This window comes from Paraburkholderia sp. SG-MS1 (assembly GCF_012275575.1).
Lineage (GTDB): Bacteria > Pseudomonadota > Gammaproteobacteria > Burkholderiales > Burkholderiaceae > Paraburkholderia.
Window position 1 is genome coordinate 1 of record NZ_NPIH01000203.1, and the last position, 17,693, is coordinate 17,693.

The 17,693-nt window shown below is 64.1% G+C and carries 15 protein-coding genes; 8 read left to right on the forward strand and 7 right to left on the reverse strand.

From position 1 onward, the window contains the following. The 3 genes from CIC12_RS15790 to CIC12_RS15800 form a co-directional block, all read right to left on the reverse strand. Positions 1–231: hypothetical protein (locus tag CIC12_RS15790; RefSeq protein ID WP_168665019.1), on the reverse strand; the 231-nt coding region annotated here is incomplete at its 3' end. Positions 232–372: 141 nt separating this feature from the next. Further along, positions 373–897 (reverse strand): DNA-deoxyinosine glycosylase, encoded by a 525-nt coding sequence (locus tag CIC12_RS15795; protein ID WP_168665020.1) that lies wholly within the window; start codon positions 895–897, stop codon positions 373–375. Further along, on the reverse strand, positions 894–1,601 hold the full coding sequence (locus tag CIC12_RS15800; protein WP_168665021.1) for a chorismate--pyruvate lyase family protein: 708 nt from the start codon (positions 1,599–1,601) through the stop codon (positions 894–896). Before CIC12_RS15800 ends, CIC12_RS15795 begins: the two co-directional genes overlap by 4 nt. 169 nt (positions 1,602–1,770) lie before the next feature. Between CIC12_RS15800 and CIC12_RS15805 the strand changes: the two genes are divergently transcribed. Together CIC12_RS15805 and CIC12_RS15810 are read left to right on the forward strand one after the other, a co-directional pair. Then, on the forward strand, positions 1,771–2,274 hold the full coding sequence (locus CIC12_RS15805; protein WP_168665022.1) for an OmpA family protein: 504 nt from the start codon (positions 1,771–1,773) through the stop codon (positions 2,272–2,274). A gap of 205 nt (positions 2,275–2,479) precedes the next feature. Beyond that, entirely contained in the window at positions 2,480–2,752 is a 273-nt protein-coding gene (locus CIC12_RS15810) for a hypothetical protein (RefSeq protein ID WP_168665023.1), read from the forward strand. Between the two features lie 129 nt (positions 2,753–2,881). On the opposite strand, the gene htpG is transcribed toward CIC12_RS15810, so the two are convergent. Continuing rightward, positions 2,882–4,780 carry a molecular chaperone HtpG gene (gene htpG, locus CIC12_RS15815; protein ID WP_168665024.1) on the reverse strand — a complete coding sequence of 633 codons (1,899 nt, stop codon included), beginning with the start codon at positions 4,778–4,780 and terminating at the stop codon, positions 2,882–2,884. A gap of 126 nt (positions 4,781–4,906) precedes the next feature. Next, positions 4,907–6,361 carry an aminotransferase-like domain-containing protein gene (locus CIC12_RS15820; RefSeq protein WP_168665025.1) on the reverse strand — a complete coding sequence of 485 codons (1,455 nt, stop codon included), beginning with the start codon at positions 6,359–6,361 and terminating at the stop codon, positions 4,907–4,909. 275 nt (positions 6,362–6,636) lie between these two features. Here CIC12_RS15820 and CIC12_RS15825 point away from each other — a divergent pair, with 275 nt between their 5' ends. The 6 genes from CIC12_RS15825 (at position 6,637) to CIC12_RS15850 (ending at position 14,431) form a co-directional block, all read left to right on the forward strand. Further along, positions 6,637–7,374 carry a VOC family protein gene (locus CIC12_RS15825; RefSeq protein WP_168665026.1) on the forward strand — a complete coding sequence of 246 codons (738 nt, stop codon included), beginning with the start codon at positions 6,637–6,639 and terminating at the stop codon, positions 7,372–7,374. Positions 7,375–7,450: 76 nt separating this feature from the next. Further along, positions 7,451–8,647 carry an aminotransferase-like domain-containing protein gene (locus CIC12_RS15830; protein ID WP_168665027.1) on the forward strand — a complete coding sequence of 399 codons (1,197 nt, stop codon included), beginning with the start codon at positions 7,451–7,453 and terminating at the stop codon, positions 8,645–8,647. A gap of 52 nt (positions 8,648–8,699) precedes the next feature. Then, positions 8,700–9,164: a RidA family protein gene (locus tag CIC12_RS15835; RefSeq protein WP_121316893.1), complete on the forward strand. Its 465-nt coding sequence runs from the start codon at positions 8,700–8,702 to the stop codon at positions 9,162–9,164. Between the two features lie 209 nt (positions 9,165–9,373). Next, positions 9,374–10,276 carry a PhzF family phenazine biosynthesis protein gene (locus CIC12_RS15840; protein WP_168665028.1) on the forward strand — a complete coding sequence of 301 codons (903 nt, stop codon included), beginning with the start codon at positions 9,374–9,376 and terminating at the stop codon, positions 10,274–10,276. Between the two features lie 450 nt (positions 10,277–10,726). Continuing rightward, a complete protein-coding gene (locus CIC12_RS15845; RefSeq protein WP_168665029.1) occupies positions 10,727–13,081 on the forward strand; it encodes a bifunctional diguanylate cyclase/phosphodiesterase in 2,355 nt (784 codons plus the stop codon). Positions 13,082–13,222: 141 nt separating this feature from the next. Further along, positions 13,223–14,431 (forward strand): chromate transporter, encoded by a 1,209-nt coding sequence (locus tag CIC12_RS15850; RefSeq protein ID WP_168665030.1) that lies wholly within the window; start codon positions 13,223–13,225, stop codon positions 14,429–14,431. A gap of 145 nt (positions 14,432–14,576) precedes the next feature. On the opposite strand, the gene CIC12_RS15855 is transcribed toward CIC12_RS15850, so the two are convergent. Further along, a complete protein-coding gene (locus CIC12_RS15855) occupies positions 14,577–15,035 on the reverse strand; it encodes a CopD family protein (protein WP_121316889.1) in 459 nt (152 codons plus the stop codon). A gap of 267 nt (positions 15,036–15,302) precedes the next feature. After that, the gene (parC, locus tag CIC12_RS15860) at positions 15,303–17,624 is read right to left on the reverse strand and encodes a DNA topoisomerase IV subunit A (RefSeq protein WP_168665031.1); all 2,322 of its coding nucleotides are present in this window, start codon (positions 17,622–17,624) and stop codon (positions 15,303–15,305) included. Between the last annotated feature and the right edge of the window lie 69 nt (positions 17,625–17,693).

Genomic DNA, 17,693 nt, shown 5'->3' on the forward strand with positions numbered 1-17,693 from the left:
GCCCGCTTCGCCGCGCATCGGACCGAGGCCGAGCTTATGCGTGGATCTGGCCGACAGCCGCGGCTTCGCGACGCGGCCCGCCAGGGCGACAAACGCGGCGGCGGCCCAGTCCGGCAGCGTGGACGGACCCACACACCCGAGGCTACCGACTGCGGTCACGAAAGATATGCCGAGCGTCGCGGCGACCTTGCCGTGCGCCATCACCGAGGGCGTCGGGAAAGTGACGAGCATCGCGCTCGAATGCGGATATGACCGGCCTGGCCGGTTCGCGGCCGCGTTCTGGCGTCACTTCGGCTATTCGGCGGGCGATGTGCGAAAGCGCGAGCCGGTGCCCGACGAGCCGTCGGTCAGAACTTTCTTGTGTTCGCTCGACTACCGCAGCTGCGCAGACTTGCCGTCCTCGTGCAGGCAATCGTGGATTTTTCGCCAGATTTCGAGCTTGGCCGCATACGGTAGCGTCGCGTGCGCGGGGCTGCTCGATGGAAGCCTGAGCATGCGATAGCCGCTCACGCGCTCGCCAAGAGCACGCTCGCCGATCTTCGCTGCCGTGCCGCCATTGAACGCGACGCAGGCAAGCTCGGGCAGCGTCGCGATAAGGCCGATCAGATCGTTGCTCGCATGATCGCGAATGTTGCTGTCGAGACTGCCGGAGCGGCGCGCCTCAGCGACCACGTCCCATAGTCCGATGCGGTGTTCGAGAAGCGTGCGCAAACGGTCGTCGTATTCCATCGCGCTGAGCTTCGCGCCGATGACATCGCCGACCAGATGCCAGAACCGGTTCTGCTTGTGCGCATAGTACTGCCCATGCGCCAACGACATCTCACCCGGCAGGCTCCCCAGAATCAACACACGTGTACGAGCGTCGACGACCGGCGCAAAGCAACGTTTGAACGTCATGAGCGCTGGCCCTCGTCACGGCATCGCGCGAGTGGCCGGCCGTGTTCGCGCTGGCGTCCAAAGGCGATATGCGTGGCGTGTCCGACGTCCTCGCGTGAAGCGAGACCGCGTTCTTCGCGCGAAGCCACGGAAGCCACGGCAGCCGCCACACATTCCCACAACGCCGGCAACAGGCATTCCGTCACCATCAACGGCGCGCCATGCCGCTCGAACACCGAGCGCCGCGCGACGAACGCGTGCGGCGCACGCGCAACCCCAGCGCCCACTTCCCGCGCCGCGAGCCAATACAACGGATGACGCGCTCCCACCCTGCGGCTCACCAGCGACGAGCGCGCAACGCTGCTGTCGCTATACAGCAGCTCCGCGAGCGGGCGCGTGCGCAAGCGCCGCGTCGCCTGCCACACGCCGACGCTCGCCGCGCGCGGCGTCACGCTATGCGCCGCGACGAACGGCACGCCAGCGACCGCGAGCACCACCTCGCGCACCCACACGGGCGCACGCGGCGCGAGACCGAGCGCGGCGGCCTCGTCGGCCCAGGGGAGCGCGACGCCTTCGCGCGTGACGCGCACCGCGACGGGGCCGAGCGCGCGCAGATGCGCGGTCAGCGAACCACCTCGGGTCAACCAGTCTTTCTGGGCGGCGCTAAAGCCGGCTGAGGGCGCGACACGCCAGTGGGCGTCGGCGGCATCGAAACGGATAGACATGGTGTCGGATTATAACGACCTGGCCATCAGGACATTTCTCACGCAAATGAGTGTGGCAGCGTGGTGCGCACCAACCCACGCATCGCTTTCGGAAGTATCTGATTTCTCCACTTTGCGGCGCGCGATAAAACCTCCGTGCTTCAACCAAAACATCAAGGAGAAAGAAAAGATGAAGACATTCCTGGGCACAACCGCATGCGCAATGTCGGTGTTGCTGATGGCAGGCTGCCATGCCCCGCTCGATCGCGACAAGGAAACCTCGCTGAACAAGGCGGTCGGCATCGAAGTGACGCGCACTGCCGACGGCGTCGCGGTGAAGCTGCCCGAAACGGCGTTGTTCGATTTCAACCAATCCAACGTGCGCGCCGATTCGGGCGCGGTGGTCGATCGCTCCGCCGTGCTGCTCAAGCGCAGCCGGAAGCCGGTCATCGTCGAGGGCTACACCGACAATGTCGGCACGCTCGAATACAACCAGCAGTTATCCGAAGCGCGCGCGACCTCGGTGGGCTATGCACTCGTCGCACGCGGCGTGGCGCAGGATCGCATCCGCACGAAGGGCAACGCGTATCACGACCCGGTGGCGAGTAACGACACGCCCGAAGGCCGTGCATTGAATCGCCGTACGGAGATCATCGTGCGCGGCGAGAGCCTCGATACATTGATGGGCAAGTAAAGAGCCTGGAAATAGCGAATGAATTTCCAAGCTTCCTAGTTCATGAGCATCGACATAAGACAAACCAGGACTCTCATATTCAACATCCCGATCTCAATTTAAGGTCGTTGATTAATGATGCTTAGCTAACCATAATTAATTCACGCCGACGCCGACTGAAACTTCGGCCCGTCGGCCACTTCGATAAAAAACACCAGGAGGCACATTGAACGTCAGAAATCATGCAGAAACTTCTGCGCGTATCGCTCATCTTGCGGCGCTCGTTCTGCGCCGCATCGATGCTCCGCTTCACGAGAAAGAACTGGCCGGCTCGGCACTCGCGCAGCACCACACATCGAAGCAAACCAGCCACGCCATCGGCAGTCTCGCAGCCAAAGTACTCGCCGACAACACGGCCAGCCACGAGGCGAAAGAACTGGCCGGCTGCGTGCTAGCGCAAGTGCGTCATCTGGTGGCAACGGCTTCCACCGCTCAATGAATCGTCGCTGACCGTTCGGGCTGATACCGCCGAGCCGCCATCGTACCGCCGCGTAGGGCAAAAAAAATGCGCTGCCGAAGCAGCGCATTTCTCAACAACGAGCGTCAGTGCAACGCCGTCGGCTCAAGCTCAATTCGCGCGAGCCAGCAGAAGCGCATTAGTGCGCTTCACAAAGCTCGCCGGATCTTCCAGCGCGCCACCTTCGGCGAGCAAAGCCTGATCGAACAACAGGTGGCACCAGTCGTCGAAGTTCGCGCTGTCCGCGTGCAAGCCCTTCACCAGCGCGTGTTCCGGATTCACTTCGAGAATCGGATGGAACGACGGGGCTTGCTGGCCCGCCGCCTTCAGCATGCGTTGCAGGTAGCCGCTCATTTCGCCATCGTCGGCGATCAGGCATGACGGCGAGTCGGTCAGACGGAATGTCAAGCGCACGTCCTTCGCTTTGTCCTTCAGCACGTCCTTCATCTTCTCGACGAGCGGCTTGAACGCTTCGCCTGCCTTCTCCTGCGCCTGCTTTTCTTCGTCGTTCAATGCACCCAGATCGAGATCGCCGCGCGCCACGCTTTGCAGCGGCTTGCCGTCGAATTCGGTCAGGTACGAGAGAATCCATTCATCGACGCGATCGGTCAGCAGCAGCACTTCCACGCCCTTCTTGCGGAACACTTCGAGGTGCGGGCTGTGGGTCGCGGCCTGCCAGGTATCGGCGGTGACGTAGTAGATCTTCGTTTGCTCGGGCTTCATGCGCGCGACGTAGTCGGCCAGCGACACCGTCTGCTCCGGCGTTTCCGTATGCGTGGACGCAAAGCGCACGAGCTTCGCGACGCGCTCGCGATTCGCAAAATCTTCGCCGATGCCTTCCTTCAGCACCTGGCCAAACTCCTTCCAGAAGCCGGCGTACTTTTCGCGATCGGCTTCGTTTTCCGAGTTGGCCAGTTCTTCGAGCATCGACAGCGAGCGCTTCGTCACGCCTTCGCGGATCGCCTTCACGTCACGGCTTTCCTGCAGGATTTCGCGCGACACGTTCAGCGGCAGATCGCTCGAATCGACCACACCCTTCACGAAGCGCAGATACGCGGGCAGCAGTTGCTCGGCGTCGTCCATGATGAACACGCGCTTCACATACAGCTTCAGGCCGCCGCGCTGCTCGCGGTTCCACAGGTCGAAGGGTGCGTGGCTCGGCACGTACAGCAGTTGCGTGTATTCGCTGCGGCCTTCCACGCGGTTATGCGTCCACGCGAGCGGGTCCTGATGATCGTGCGCGAGGTGCTGGTAGAACTGCTTGTACTGCTCCTCGGTGATGTCGTTCTTCGCGCGGGTCCACAGCGCGCTCGCCTGGTTGACGGTCTCGTCCTCGTCCTTCGTGACCATCGCGCTCTTTTCCGCGTCCCACTCTTCCTTCTGCATCAAAATCGGCAGCGCGACGTGGTCCGAGTACTTCTGGATGATCGATTTGAGACGATGCGCCGACAGCAGCTCGTCTTCATCCGCACGCAGATGCAGCGTGATGGTGGTGCCGCGCGCGGCGCGCTCGATCTGCTCGACCGCGAAGTCTCCCTCGCCTGCGCTGACCCAGCGCACGCCTTCCGAGGCCGGCAAACCGGCGCGGCGCGTTTCGACCGTGATCTTGTCCGCGACGATGAATCCCGAATAGAAGCCCACGCCGAACTGGCCGATCAGCGCCGCATCTTTCTGCTGGTCGCCGGAGAGCTTGCCGAAGAATTCCTTGGTGCCCGAGCGCGCGATCGTGCCGAGGTTCGCGATGGCTTCGTCGCGGCTCATGCCGATGCCGTTGTCGTCGAGCGTGACGGTGCGCGCGTCTTTGTCGAACGACACGCGAATTCGCAGGTTCGGATCGTTCTCGTACAGCGCGCTGTTTTCGATCGCTTCGAAACGCAGCTTGTCGGCCGCGTCGGAAGCGTTGGAAATCAGCTCGCGCAGAAAGATTTCCTTGTTGCTGTACAGCGAATGGATCATCAGTTGCAGAAGCTGCTTCACTTCTGCCTGAAAGCTCATGGTTTCTTGTGCCATGGTCGGACTTCCTCTCTGTTGCGAATGGGGTTCAGGTCAGGTGGGGTACTCGGACGCCCGCGCCGTGCGGTGCGGCCTGCCGCGCCACCAGATCGTCCGCCTAACTGGGGACGATCCGGCACGGTTTCAAGAGGCGCGCCGCGCGACGCTGTCGAGATAGCGGCACAGAAACGTCGCCAGTTCCGGGTCGCCGCAATTGGCGATATTGAAGCGCATCCACGTCGTCGGCGACTGCTGCGGCGAGAACAGGCTGCCGGGCGTCAGCAGGAAGCCGCCTTCGTGACCGGCGGCCGCCAGCGCACCCGCGTCGACGCCCGTATCGACCCACAGGAACATGCCGGCCGCGGGCGTCAGAAACAGCTTCATGCCGGTCTTTTCCAGCATCCGCACGGACTTTTCGCGCACGCCGTCGAGCCGCGCGCGCACCCGCTCGACATGCCGCCGATAGTGGCCCTCGGTCAGAATCTTGTACAGCACCCGCTCGTTGAGCTCGGGGCTCGTCATGCCGACCAGCATCTTCTGGTTGCTGACCGCCGTCGCCACCTCCGGCGCGCACGCGATGAAGCCCACGCGCAGATTCGGCGCGAGCGTCTTCGAAAAGCTGCCGAGGTAGATCACGCGCTTTAGCTGGTCGAGGCTCGCGAGGCGCGTGCCCGGATGGCTCGGCGGGCACAGATCGCCGTAAATATCGTCTTCGACGACGATGAAATCGTACGCTTCGGCGAGGCGCAGGATGCGGAACGCCTGGGCCGCCGTCAGTGACGTGCCCGTCGGGTTCTGCAGCACCGAGTTGATCACCAGCATTTTCGGCCGCCAGGTCTGAACGAGCGTTTCGAGCGCGTCGAGATCGGGGCCGTCCGGCGTGTACGGCATGCCGACCAGCCGCGCGCCTTGCGACGCGAAGCAGCCGAACATCTGGAACCAGGCCGGATCGCCGACGATCACCGCTTCGCCCGGCTTCACGTAGATGCGCGAGATCAGATCGATCGCTTGTGTGACCCCCGACACCATCACGATCTGCTCCGGCGACGCGCCGATCTCCAGCTCTTCGAGCCGCGTCTGCAATTGCTGGCGCAGCGGCAGGAAACCCTGCGGCGTGCCGATGCCGAGCATCTGCGCGCCGCTCTGCCGCCCGAGCGTGCGCAGTGCGTTGGTAATCAGGTCGCCGTCGAGCCAGCGCGTGGGCAGATAACCGAGACCCGGGCTGCGCTCGGGGCGCGTGCCGGTGTATAGCATGTTGCGCAACAGCCAGACCACGTCGATCTTGGCCGGCGCGGGCGCGCCCCCGGCAGACGGGCGAATTTCCGCGAGCGGGGCGCCGGCGAGCCGCTCACGCACGTAGAACCCGGAGCCGCGCCGCGACTCCAGATACCCTTGCGCCACCAGCCGCTCATACGCCTCGACCACCGTGAAGCGCGACACGCCCTTGTCGAGCGCGAGCTTGCGGATCGACGGCATGCGCATGCCGGGGCGGAACACGCGTTCCTCGATACGGCGGCGTGCCCACTGCACGAGCTGCTCGACCAGCGTCAGCGCTGAGGTGTCGTGCGGGGCGGGAATCTGGGCAAGCGAGACGGACATGGCGAACTCCAACTGTACCGAACAGTATCGAATCGATTGTACCGTTACTGTGCCGGTCGCCGCCGTTACATTTGAGTTCAACCAAGGATGGTAAGGCAGCGCCAGCGCGCGCGGACAACAGCTGCACCGCTCACAAACGATCCGGCAACCCCGGTCCGACACTATCCGCATGGCCCGCCGATCCGGCAAGCGGTTATGCTTACGGCCCCGGCAGCAGCGCCGTCACATCTGGCGCGCACCGGTTTACCGCAGAAAACCGTGTTCCTCGCTCCGTCATGACAGCTCATCCGCTCCGTCTCGATCACCTCGTGATTTCAGCGCGCACCCTCGACGAGGGTGCGCAATACGTCGCCGATACGGTCGGCGTCGCGCCGGCCGGCGGCGGTGCACATCCGCTGATGCGCACCCGCAACCGGCTGCTGAATCTGTGGGGCGGGGTCTATCTGGAAGTGATCGCGATCGATCCGCACGCCGCGCCGGTGGCCGCTTCGGCCTCTTCGGCCCCTTCCGCCGGTTCCGCCGGCTCTTCGGCCGCTGGCACGGAGCCGCGCCCTCGCCTGTTCGCCCTCGACGACCCGGCGACGCACACACGGCTCGAAAACGGCCCATACCTATCGCACTGGGTTGCCCGGGTCGAGCGGCCGAAGCAGCTGACGACGTGGCAAGCGCAGTATCCGCAGCGCATCCCGCCCATCGTGCCGATGACGCGCGGCGCTTTCACCTGGGGCCTGTCGGTGCCCGACGACGGTGCTTTCCCGGCCTGGCATGGCGCGGGCGACGGCGTGCTGCCCTCGCTGATCCAGTGGGACTCGCTGCGCCATCCGTCAGATGCACTGCCGCCCACGGGCATCGCCCTGAAAGCGCTAAAAGCCGTTCATCCGCAAGCGGATCCGGTGCGTGCGCAATTGCAGTGGCTCGGCGCCGCCCATCTGCTCGAACTGCGGCCCACCGACGGCGCCGCGGCGCTCGTCGCCGAATTTGAAACACCCGATGGTCTCCGGACCCTCAAATAAGCAGCGCGCGCGGGTCGCCGACTCGCGCGATAATTGAAGTTTTGACCGGTTCCAGAAATACCAAGCAGAGGAGATCATGGACCAAAGCGACCTGAAAGCCCCGACGTGGCAATTGTCCGAACGCGCGCGCAAGCTTACGAGCTCCGCGATTCGCGAGATCCTGAAGGTCACGGAACGGCCCGAAGTCATTTCGTTCGCCGGCGGCCTGCCCTCGCCGGCCACCTTCCCGGCCGAGCGCATGCGCGAAGCCTCCGACCGCATTCTGCGCGACACGCCTGCCGCGGCGCTGCAATACAGCGCGACCGAAGGCTACGCGCCGCTGCGTGAGTGGATTGCGCAGCGCTATTCGGTCAACGGCGCGCAGATTCGTGCGAGCCAGGTGCTGATCACCACCGGCTCGCAGCAGGCGCTCGACCTGCTCGGCAAGGTGCTGGTGTGCCCGGACAGCCCGGTGCTGGTCGAAACGCCGACCTACCTCGGCGCGCTGCAATCGTTCTCGATGTACGAGCCGAGCTACGTGCAGGTGGCCACCGACGAACAAGGCCTGATCCCCGAAGCGCTCACGGCGGAACTGACAAAGGGCGCGCGCCTGCTGTACGCGCAGCCGAACTTCCAGAATCCAACCGGCCGCCGCCTGCCGATCGAACGCCGCCGCGCGCTCGCCGAGTTCGCGAAGACCGCGCCGTTCCCGGTGATCGAAGACGATCCGTACGGCGCGCTCGACTACGCGGGCGAACCGCTGCCCACCATGCTGTCGATGGCGCCGGAGCACATCGTCTATCTCGGCTCGTTCTCGAAGGTGCTCGCGCCGGGCCTGCGGGTCGGCTTCATCATCGCGCCCGAGGAACTGATCTTCAAACTCGTGCAGGCGAAGCAGGCCACCGATCTGCACACGCCGAGCTTCACGCAGCGCATCGTGCACGAAGTGATCAAGGACGGTTTCCTCGATACGCACGTGCCGACCATCCGCGAGCTGTATCGCAACCAGTGCCACGCGATGCTGTCCACGCTCGAGCGCAACATGCCCGCAGGCGTGAGCTGGAATCGTCCGGAAGGCGGCATGTTCATCTGGGTGAATCTGCCCGCGCAGATCGACAGCATGAGGCTGCTCGAAGAAGCCGTCGCGCAGAACGTGGCGTTCGTGCCGGGCGGTCCGTTCTTCGCGAACGAAGCGCAACACAACACGCTGCGTCTGTCGTTCGTCACGGTGCCGCCTGCGAAGATCGACGAAGGCATCGGGCGTCTCGGCGCGCTGATCCGCGCGAAGCTCTGAGCACGCGCGGCCCGACCCGCGTGAGCGAATTCCACTACTGATCGAGGACACCATGGCTCAAACGAATGTGTACGACAAGCTGAAGGAACTGGGCATCGAGTTGCCGGTCGCCGGCGCACCGGCAGCCGCGTATGTGATGAGCGCGCAAAGCGGCAACACGGTGTACCTGTCCGGCCACATCGCGAAGAAAGACGGCAAGGTGTGGACGGGCAAGCTCGGCGCCACGCTCGGCACCGACGAAGGCAAGGCCGCCGCGCGCTCGATCGCCATCGACCTGCTCGCCACGCTGCATGCGCATGTGGGCGATCTGAACCGCGTGACGCGCATCGTCAAGCTGATGAGTCTCGTCAACTCGACGCCCGAGTTCACCGAACAGCATCTGGTCACCAACGGCGCGTCCGAACTGGTCGCCGACGTGTTCGGCGAGCGCGGCAAGCATGCGCGCTCGGCATTCGGCGTCGCGCAGATTCCGCTCGGCGCGTGCGTCGAGATCGAGATGATCGCTGAAGTCGAGTAACGAATACGCATGAGCAGCCGCACGGCGAAAGCCGCCGTGGCAACCCAGCGGGCATAAGCCGGCGGTTCGCCGGACAGTCCGTTCAGAACGCGTCGCGAGGTGCCTGCTACCTGCGGCGCGTTTTGCATTTGTGCAAAGGTGGATCGTTGCCGCGCCAGCGGATAGAATCCGCGAACCATACTCAATCGTTTGATTCGCTGGACCGTGCCATGCCCGCCCATACCGTCCGTTTCAAACAGGTCGACGTGTTCACGTCGGTGCCGTTCAAAGGCAATCCGCTCGCAGTCATATTCGACGCCGATGGGCTCGATGCGGATCAGATGCAGGCCATCGCCCATTGGACCAATCTGTCCGAAACCACCTTCCTGTTACAACCGACCGACGCGGCCGCCGACTATCGCGTGCGAATCTTCACGACGCATGGCGAATTGCCGTTCGCGGGCCATCCGACGCTTGGCACCGCGCACGCGCTACTCGAAAGCGGCTATCAGCCGAAGCAGGTCGGCAAGCTGGTTCAGCAATGCGGCGTGGGACTCGTCGAACTCGAAGCATTGAGCGCGCCGGACGAAACCACCCAAAGCGCATGGGCATTCGCCGCGCCGCCCGCGCGGCTCACACCGCTCGCCGCGAATCGCCATGCCGAACTCGCTACGGCTTTACGTAGCGATGCGATCGATTTCAGCGCGACGCCCTGCGCGGTCGACAACGGCGCACCATGGCTCGTAGTGCGTTTGAATTCGGCGCGCGATTGTCTCGCGCTCGACCCGGACGCCGCCGCACTCGCTGAACTCGTGCATTCGGTCGACACGCACGGACTCGCGGCGTACGGCCCGCATGACGCCGACGGCCCGGCCACTTTCGAGGTGCGCTGCCTGATGGCCGGCGGCGGTTTCGGCATCGGCGAAGACCCGGTGACCGGCAGCGCCAACGCCGCGCTGGCCGGCCTCTTGAGCGCGCAGCAACGTCGTCCGGGCACGCGCTATTCGGCGCGCCAAGGCACCGCGCTTGGCCGCGCCGGTCAGGTTTCGGTGAATTACGACGATGCGCGCGGCAAGACGTGGATCGGCGGCTCGTCGGTGACGATCGTCGACGGCACGTTCCGCTTGCCGTGAGCGGCACGCGCTGAACCCGCTCGAACGCGGCGCCCCCAGATGGCGTGCTTGACCACAAGAGCGGCATGGTTTTAACAATTGGATGCGCAGTGCATTGCGACGAGCTGCCCGTCAAAGACCTGGCACACCTGAACACCGATTCCGATGAAATTGTCCAAACCACCGCGAAGCCGCAGCCGCAAGGCCGACCGCTCCCCTTGCAAAATCAGCCGAACCGGACCGCGCGCCGCAGCCGCGTATACCCGATGCCCGGACGCTTCCGTAATCCAGTGGCATTAAGTAATATCGAAACGTACCCGCTGACCTGTGGTCGGTCAGGTCAGGCACGGCACTACGCCTCCTCCTGCGCAGCAGTTCCGGCACCTTGGTCACCATGCAGCCATCCATGAAATCAGCGCAGTCGATGCTCGCGTGTTTGCAGTCGGTCGGCACTGAGGCACGGGCCGCGCGATGAGCCAATCCCGCTTCTCAGAGCCGCGCGAAGCCAAACCTCGTCGTGATCCCGCCGTCTCGCGCCGGCGGGCTCTGCTCGTCATCCCCGCGCTCGGCGTGCTGGTCCTGGTCCTGCTTTGGACCGTGATCTTCGCGCGTCTGTCGGTCGAGAAGGAAGCGACGTATCGCGAGACCATGGCCTCCGCTGCGATTCTCTCCGCGGCGTTGGAGCAGCATACGATCAAGGCGATTCACCAGGTCGATCAGATCACCCGCTTCGTCAAATACGAATTCGAGAAAACGCCGGATCATTTCGATCTCGCCAGCACGGTCGAGAAAGGTGTCGTGCAGAGCGAGACTTTGGTGCAGGTGTCGTTGATCGACGAACACGGCAAGCTGATCGCCAACACGGCCGAACTCAATCCCAAACGCATCGATCTGTCCGATCGCGAGCACTTCAAGGTCCACGAGCACGAGAACGACGACCAGTTGTTTATCAGCAAGCCCGTGCTCGGCCGCGTCTCCGGTCACTGGACCTTGCAGATGACGCGCCGTCTGAATCATCCGGATGGTTCGTTCGCGGGCGTCGTGGTGGTCTCCGAAGACCCCAGCTATTTCACCAGCGATTTTTACAACAACGCGGCGATCGGTCATGAAGGCGTGATCGCCGTGATCTCGGACAACGGCGCCGTGCTCGCGCGGCGCACGGGCAGCGCCAACAGCACCAACGGCGCGTTCTCGGCGAGCGGCGCTTATCCGACGTCGGAGCATGTGTCGGGCACCTATGTCGATTCGATCGACAACGTCACGCGTATCGTGTCGTACCGGCACATCGACGGTTATCCGCTTGGCGTGCTGGTGGGTCTTTCGCAAGCCGAAGAGTTCGCGGACTACAACCACACCCGCAACGTCTATCTGATGATGGCGGGCTTCATCTCACTCGCGATGCTGAGTTTCTTCGCCGTCGCGACCGGTCTGATTGGCAAGCTGCTCGGCCGCGAGCGCGAGATGACGCATCTGGTCGAATACGATCTGCTCACTGGCCTGCGCAACCGCTATGCGACGCTGCAATTACTGCGACACGACGTGGCGCAGCCGGCCAACCTTGGGCGCCTCGCGATTCTCTTCATCGACCTCGACAACTTCAAGACCGTCAACGACACGCTCGGCCACAACGCCGGCGACATCGTGCTGCAGATGACGGCCTCGCGGCTCGCGTCCGCAGTCGGCGAGGACGGCGCGTTGAGCCGCATTGGCGGCGACGAGTTCGTCGTCGTGATCAAGGGCGACGACGTCGAGAAGCGCGCGGTCGCGCTGGCCGAAGCCGCCGCCGACGCGTTCGCGAAACCGTTCGAAGTACGCGGCAGTTCGTTCGTGCTGCATGCGAGCATCGGCATCGCGCTGTATTCGGTGGCCAACGAGAGCGAAATCGACCTGCTGAAGAAGGCCGACCTCGCGATGTACAGCGCGAAGGACGCGGGCAAGAACTGCTATCAGTTCTATTCGCCGCACCTGTCGCATCGCGCGGATCATTTGATGAAGTGGGAGCAGCAGTTGCGTGTGGCGCTCGCCGAGGGGCAACTGTTTCTGGCGTATCAGCCGAAGATCGATCTGACGCGCCGCTGCATCACCGGTTTCGAAGCACTGGTGCGCTGGAACCATCCGCAGCACGGTTTGATTCCGGCCAACGATTTCATTCCGGTCGCCGAATCGACCGGCCTGATCGTGCCGATCGGCGACTTCGTGATCGAGACCGCGTGCCGGCAACTGGCGCTCTGGCAGCAGCAGGGCTACGACACGCTGTCGCTCGCGGTGAACATCTCGGCGGTGCAGTTCTGGCGCGGCGATCTGTACGAAACCGTCGCGCAGGCGATCGAGGAAACCGGCATTTCCGCGCGCCGCCTCGAACTCGAAATCACCGAGACGGCGATGATGGAATATCCCGAACTCGTGTCGGAGAAAATTTTCGCGTTGAAACGCCTCGGCGTGCGCATCGCGCTCGACGACTTCGGCACCGGCTATTCGTCGCTCTCCTATCTGAACCGCTTCTCGGTGGACACGCTGAAGGTGGACCGTTCGTTCATCCAGGCCATTCCCGGCGACCGCAGCGTTTGCGTGATGGTCACCGCGATCGTCAATCTGGCGCGCTCGCTCGGGCTCACGGTGGTGGTCGAAGGCACCGAGACCGAAGAGCAGATCGCCTGGCTCGCCGCGCTCGGTCATATCGAGGCGCAAGGCTTCCTGTTCTCGCGCCCGGTGCCGGTCGAGGCAATCCCCGCGCTGCTCGAACGCTTCGGCGTATGTGGAATACCTGGACGCCGCGACGCGCACGAAACCGACAACGCAAGCAGCGTGTCCAGCACCAACGAATGAGCACGCTGGCCGCACGGCCACGGCGCACCGCGGCGTTGAAAACGGGCTACATTCACCGTGAACCACGACGCCGCAGCGCGTCGCCTCATACAACGATGATCCCGAAGGACGGGCGCCCGCGAGCCGGACGCCCGCGGCGCCATGCAGACGATCATGAGCCAGGATGCAGTCAGACGAGGGGAAAGGGAACCGCTATGGACGCTGTTCAGGGTCGTGTTCGCCCTGTCGGCGTTGTCGTGGGGTGGCCTCGCGCTGATGGCGCAACTCGAACACCACTACGTCGAACGCGAGGGACGGCTCTCGCGCGTCGCCTTCTCCGATCTGATCGCGCTCGCATGGATGGTGCCGGGGCCCGTGGGCTGCCATGTCGCCGTGCAACTGGGGCATGCGCTGCGCGGGCGCGCCGGCGCGTGGGTCGCGGGCATCGCCAGCGTGCTGCCCTTCTTCATGCTGATGACGCTGTTCGCGATCTTCTACCGCACGCCGCTCGTGCGCGCGGCGGCTTCGCAAACCTTGCTCAATCACTTCAGCGTCGTGCTCGCCACGCTGATCGCGCTCACCTGGTACAAACAGACGCGCGCGCTGGTGCGCGGCAGGCTCGAATGGATCGCGGCGGTACTCGGCTGCGTGGCGCTCGTCTATGCACGCAGTCCCGCTGCTTATGTGGTGATGCTCGCGGCGGCTTTCGGCGCGGGCTGGGTCGTGAGTCCGGTGCGCAATGCGCGCCTCGTCGTGTCGCTCAGGCGCGGCGACTGGCAAATGCTGGCCGCCTTGTGCGTATTGCTCGCGCTGTTCGCGCTGCCGCTTCCGCATCGCTACGAACTGGCGCTGTTGTGGCCGCGTCTCGCCGGCGCCGGCATGACGCTGTTCGGCGGCGGCTTCTCGGCGCTGCCGGTGCTCAAGACGCTGTTCGTCACGCCGGCGATCGGCGTATCGGATAACGACTTCATGCTGGCGTTTTCGCTGTCGCCGTTGTCGCCGGGACCGCTGTTGAACGTGGTGCCGTTCTTCGGCTATCTGGTGGACGGCTGGGTGGGTGCGCTGATTGCGACGCTCGCGCTATTCGTGCCGTCGGGCTGCCTCGTCGTGCTCGCGCAGCGGCATCTGCATCAATTGAAGACAAATCTGCGCTTCGAGCATGGCATGCGGATTCTGCGCGCGGCCACAACTGCGTTTCTCGCCGTCGCCGTGCTGCGCATTGCCGCGCATGTGCCGTTCAAACCGGTCTATCTGCTGACCGCGCTATTCTCCGGCATGTGCTTCGCGAAGCTCAAGGTGCCGGTGTACGTGGTGTATGCAACGGTGGCGGTGGTTTGCGGGTTGTGGCTGGCTTATGGCGCGCTGCCTTGAGCGGCAGCAGCGGCAGGGATAAAGAGGGCGGCGGTCAAGGTGATCGACGAGGCGACCAACGAAGTAATCCGCGACGCGATAACTGAAGCGATAACTGAAGCGACAGCCGAAGCCGCCATCGCTTCGGCCCCGGCAAGCCCTGCCCTCAGAACCCGCGCGACAACACGGCGACCCCGATCGTCACGACGCCGAGCACGATATTGATCAACACCAGACGTCGCACCGTGCCCACCGCCTGCGCGCCGTCCGGCCATTTCTGCGCCTGCACGGCGCGGCGAATGCGCGGGAAAACGGCAAAGCGGATGTGGCCGAAGATCAGCATCATCACGATGCCAAGGCCCGCCATCGCATGCAACGGCCACGTGGCGTGACCACCGCCGAACTGCATGAGCAGAAAGCCGCCGGTGAGGAGAATCACCAGCACGGCGGCGGCGACCCAATTGAAGAAGCGGCCGAACACCGACTCCCACAACGGCAAGCGCAATTGCGGCGACAGATCGGCAATGGCCGGACGCAGACAGAAATGCGCGAAGATCATCCCGCCTACCCACACCGCGACCGCGAGCAGATGCAGAAAGAGTGCGAGTTCGATAGCTTTGTTCATGTTGTTTTCCTCTCCCGACGACGACACCGCACCGTTTAGGACGATTGATACCGGCAGCGGCCACTGAGCGCATTCGACCGCGCGTCATGCACGCAGTTCCGGACGCCCGAGGCTTTGCCGTCGATTTTGTCGTGTTGTTATTGCAGCGCGCCCGACGCCGCGACGACGCCACTCCCCGATTTTGCTACTTCGCACGCACCTTTTTACCGCGTACGGCGGGCGCCTGCATGCTAGCAGACGCCCGCCGTGTTTGAACGTCAAGCTTCATCAAGCCGGCACCGGACGCATACCGTCGAGCTTCATCTTGCTGTCCGGCGCACGCCCCTTGCGCGCGCGCTTGCCGACATGCGGCGCGAGCGCGGCAGGGCCGAGCTTCTCTTCGTCCACGCGGCCGCCACGGCGCGTACCGATCAGCACCAGACCCGCATGGTTGATCGCCAGCGCCTGCAGCAGCGTTTCGTTGTCGTCGAGCGCCATTAGCGTGACGCCGCGGCCGCCGCCCGACAGGGTCTTCATCTCGTCGAGCGCGAACACCAGCAGACGCCCGCCCGACGACAGACACGCGATGTGCGTCGCATCCGGCAGCATCGGCATCGGCGCGAGCGGCGCGGCGCCGGCGTCGATCGTCATGAACGACTTGCCCGCCTTTACGCGGCTCACCATGTCGCCGACCTTCGCGACAAAGCCGAAGCCGTTGCTCGATGCGAGCAGCAACGCCTGGTCCGCAGACGCCGCGTAGTAGTGCATCAGGTGGCTACCCGACTCCAGTTCGATCAGCGACGTGACCGGCACACCGTCGCCGCGCCCGCCCGGCAGCAGCGCCACCGCCACCGAATAGACCCGTCCGTTGCTGCCCCACGCGACCAGCGTGTCCGGTGTGCGGCACTGGAAGGCGGCATAGAGGCCGTCGCCTGCCTTGAATGTGAAGCCTGCCGTGTCCAGGCCGTGGCCCTTCAGCGCACGCACCCAGCCCTTCTGCGACACCACCACCGTGACCGGTTCGTCGACCACGCGCGCTTCGAAAGTCGCGCGCTTTTCCTGCTGGATCAGCGTGCGGCGTTCGTCGCCATACTGTTTCGCGTCGGCTTCGATTTCCTTGATGAGCAGACGCTTCATCGCCGACTCGCTGCCGAGCAGCTCTTCGAGCTTGGCCTTCTCGTCGCGCAGTTCAGACAGCTCCTTCTCGATCTTGATCTTCTCGAGCCGCGCCAGCTGACGCAAACGGATTTCAAGAATGTCCTCGGCCTGGCGATCCGACAAACCGAATGCGGCCATCAGCGCGACCTTCGGTTCGTCCGATTCGCGAATGATGCGGATGACTTCGTCGATATTCAAAAAGACGATCATCCGGCCTTCGAGGATGTGAATCCGGTCGTCGACCTTCGACAGGCGATACCGCGTGCGGCGCGTGACCGTCGCGAAGCGGAACGCGATCCACTCGTGCAGGATTTCGCTCAAACCCTTCTGACGCGGACGGCCATCGCCGCCGACCATCACCATGTTCAGCGACGCATTCGATTCGAGGCTCGTATGCGCGAGCAGCGAATTGACGAACTCGGTCTGGTCGATGCGGCTCGACTTCGGCTCGAACACGAGACGCACGGGCGCGTCCTTGCCGGACTCGTCGCGCACCGCGTCCAGCAGGCCGAGCATGGTCTGCCTGGTCTGAAGCTGTTCGGGCGTGAGCGTTTTCTTGCCGAGCTTGATCTTCGGGTTGGTCTGCTCTTCGATTTCTTCGAGCACCTTCTGCGCGGCCGTGTTCGGCGGCAGTTCGGTGATCACCAGTTGCCACTGGCCGCGCGCGAGCTCTTCGATCTTCCAGCGCGCGCGCACTTTCAGGCTGCCGCGACCGGCTTCGTACGCGGCGGAGATTTCCGCTTCGCTCGAAATGATCTGGCCGCCGCCCGGGAAGTCCGGACCCGGAATGTGCTGCATCAGCTCGGCATGCGACAGCTTTGGATTGCGAATGAGCGCCACTGCCGCGCCTGCGACTTCGCGCAGATTGTGCGACGGAATTTCCGTCGCCAGACCCACCGCGATACCCGACGCGCCGTTCAGCAATACGAACGGCAAACGCGCCGGCAGCGTCTTCGGCTCCTGGAACGAGCCGTCGTAGTTCGGCATGAAATCGACCGTACCCTGGTCGATTTCGCCAAGCAGCAGTTTCGCGATCGGCGTGAGACGCGCTTCGGTGTAACGCATCGCCGCCGCGCCGTCGCCGTCGCGCGAGCCGAAGTTGCCCTGGCCGTCGATCAGCGGATAACGCATCGAAAAGTCCTGCGCGAGGCGCACCAGTGCGTCATAGGCGGACTGGTCGCCGTGCGGGTGATACTTGCCGAGCACGTCGCCGACCACGCGCGCCGACTTGACGGGCTTCGCATTGTCGGCGAGACCCATCTCGTTCATCGCGAACAGGATGCGGCGCTGCACCGGCTTCTGGCCGTCGCACACGTCCGGCAGCGCGCGGCCCTTGACCACGCTCACCGCATATTCGAGGTAGGCGCGCTCCGCATAATTGCCGAGCGTCAGAAAGTCGCCTTCGGGGGGCGCCGGCTCGTTGAAAAGGTCGAGAGTGTTATCGTCGTCCATCTAGATTCCGTATCCGTGTTTGGCTTGAAGTTGTCCTGCGAACCCAGAGCGCTGGGCAGATCAAGGAAC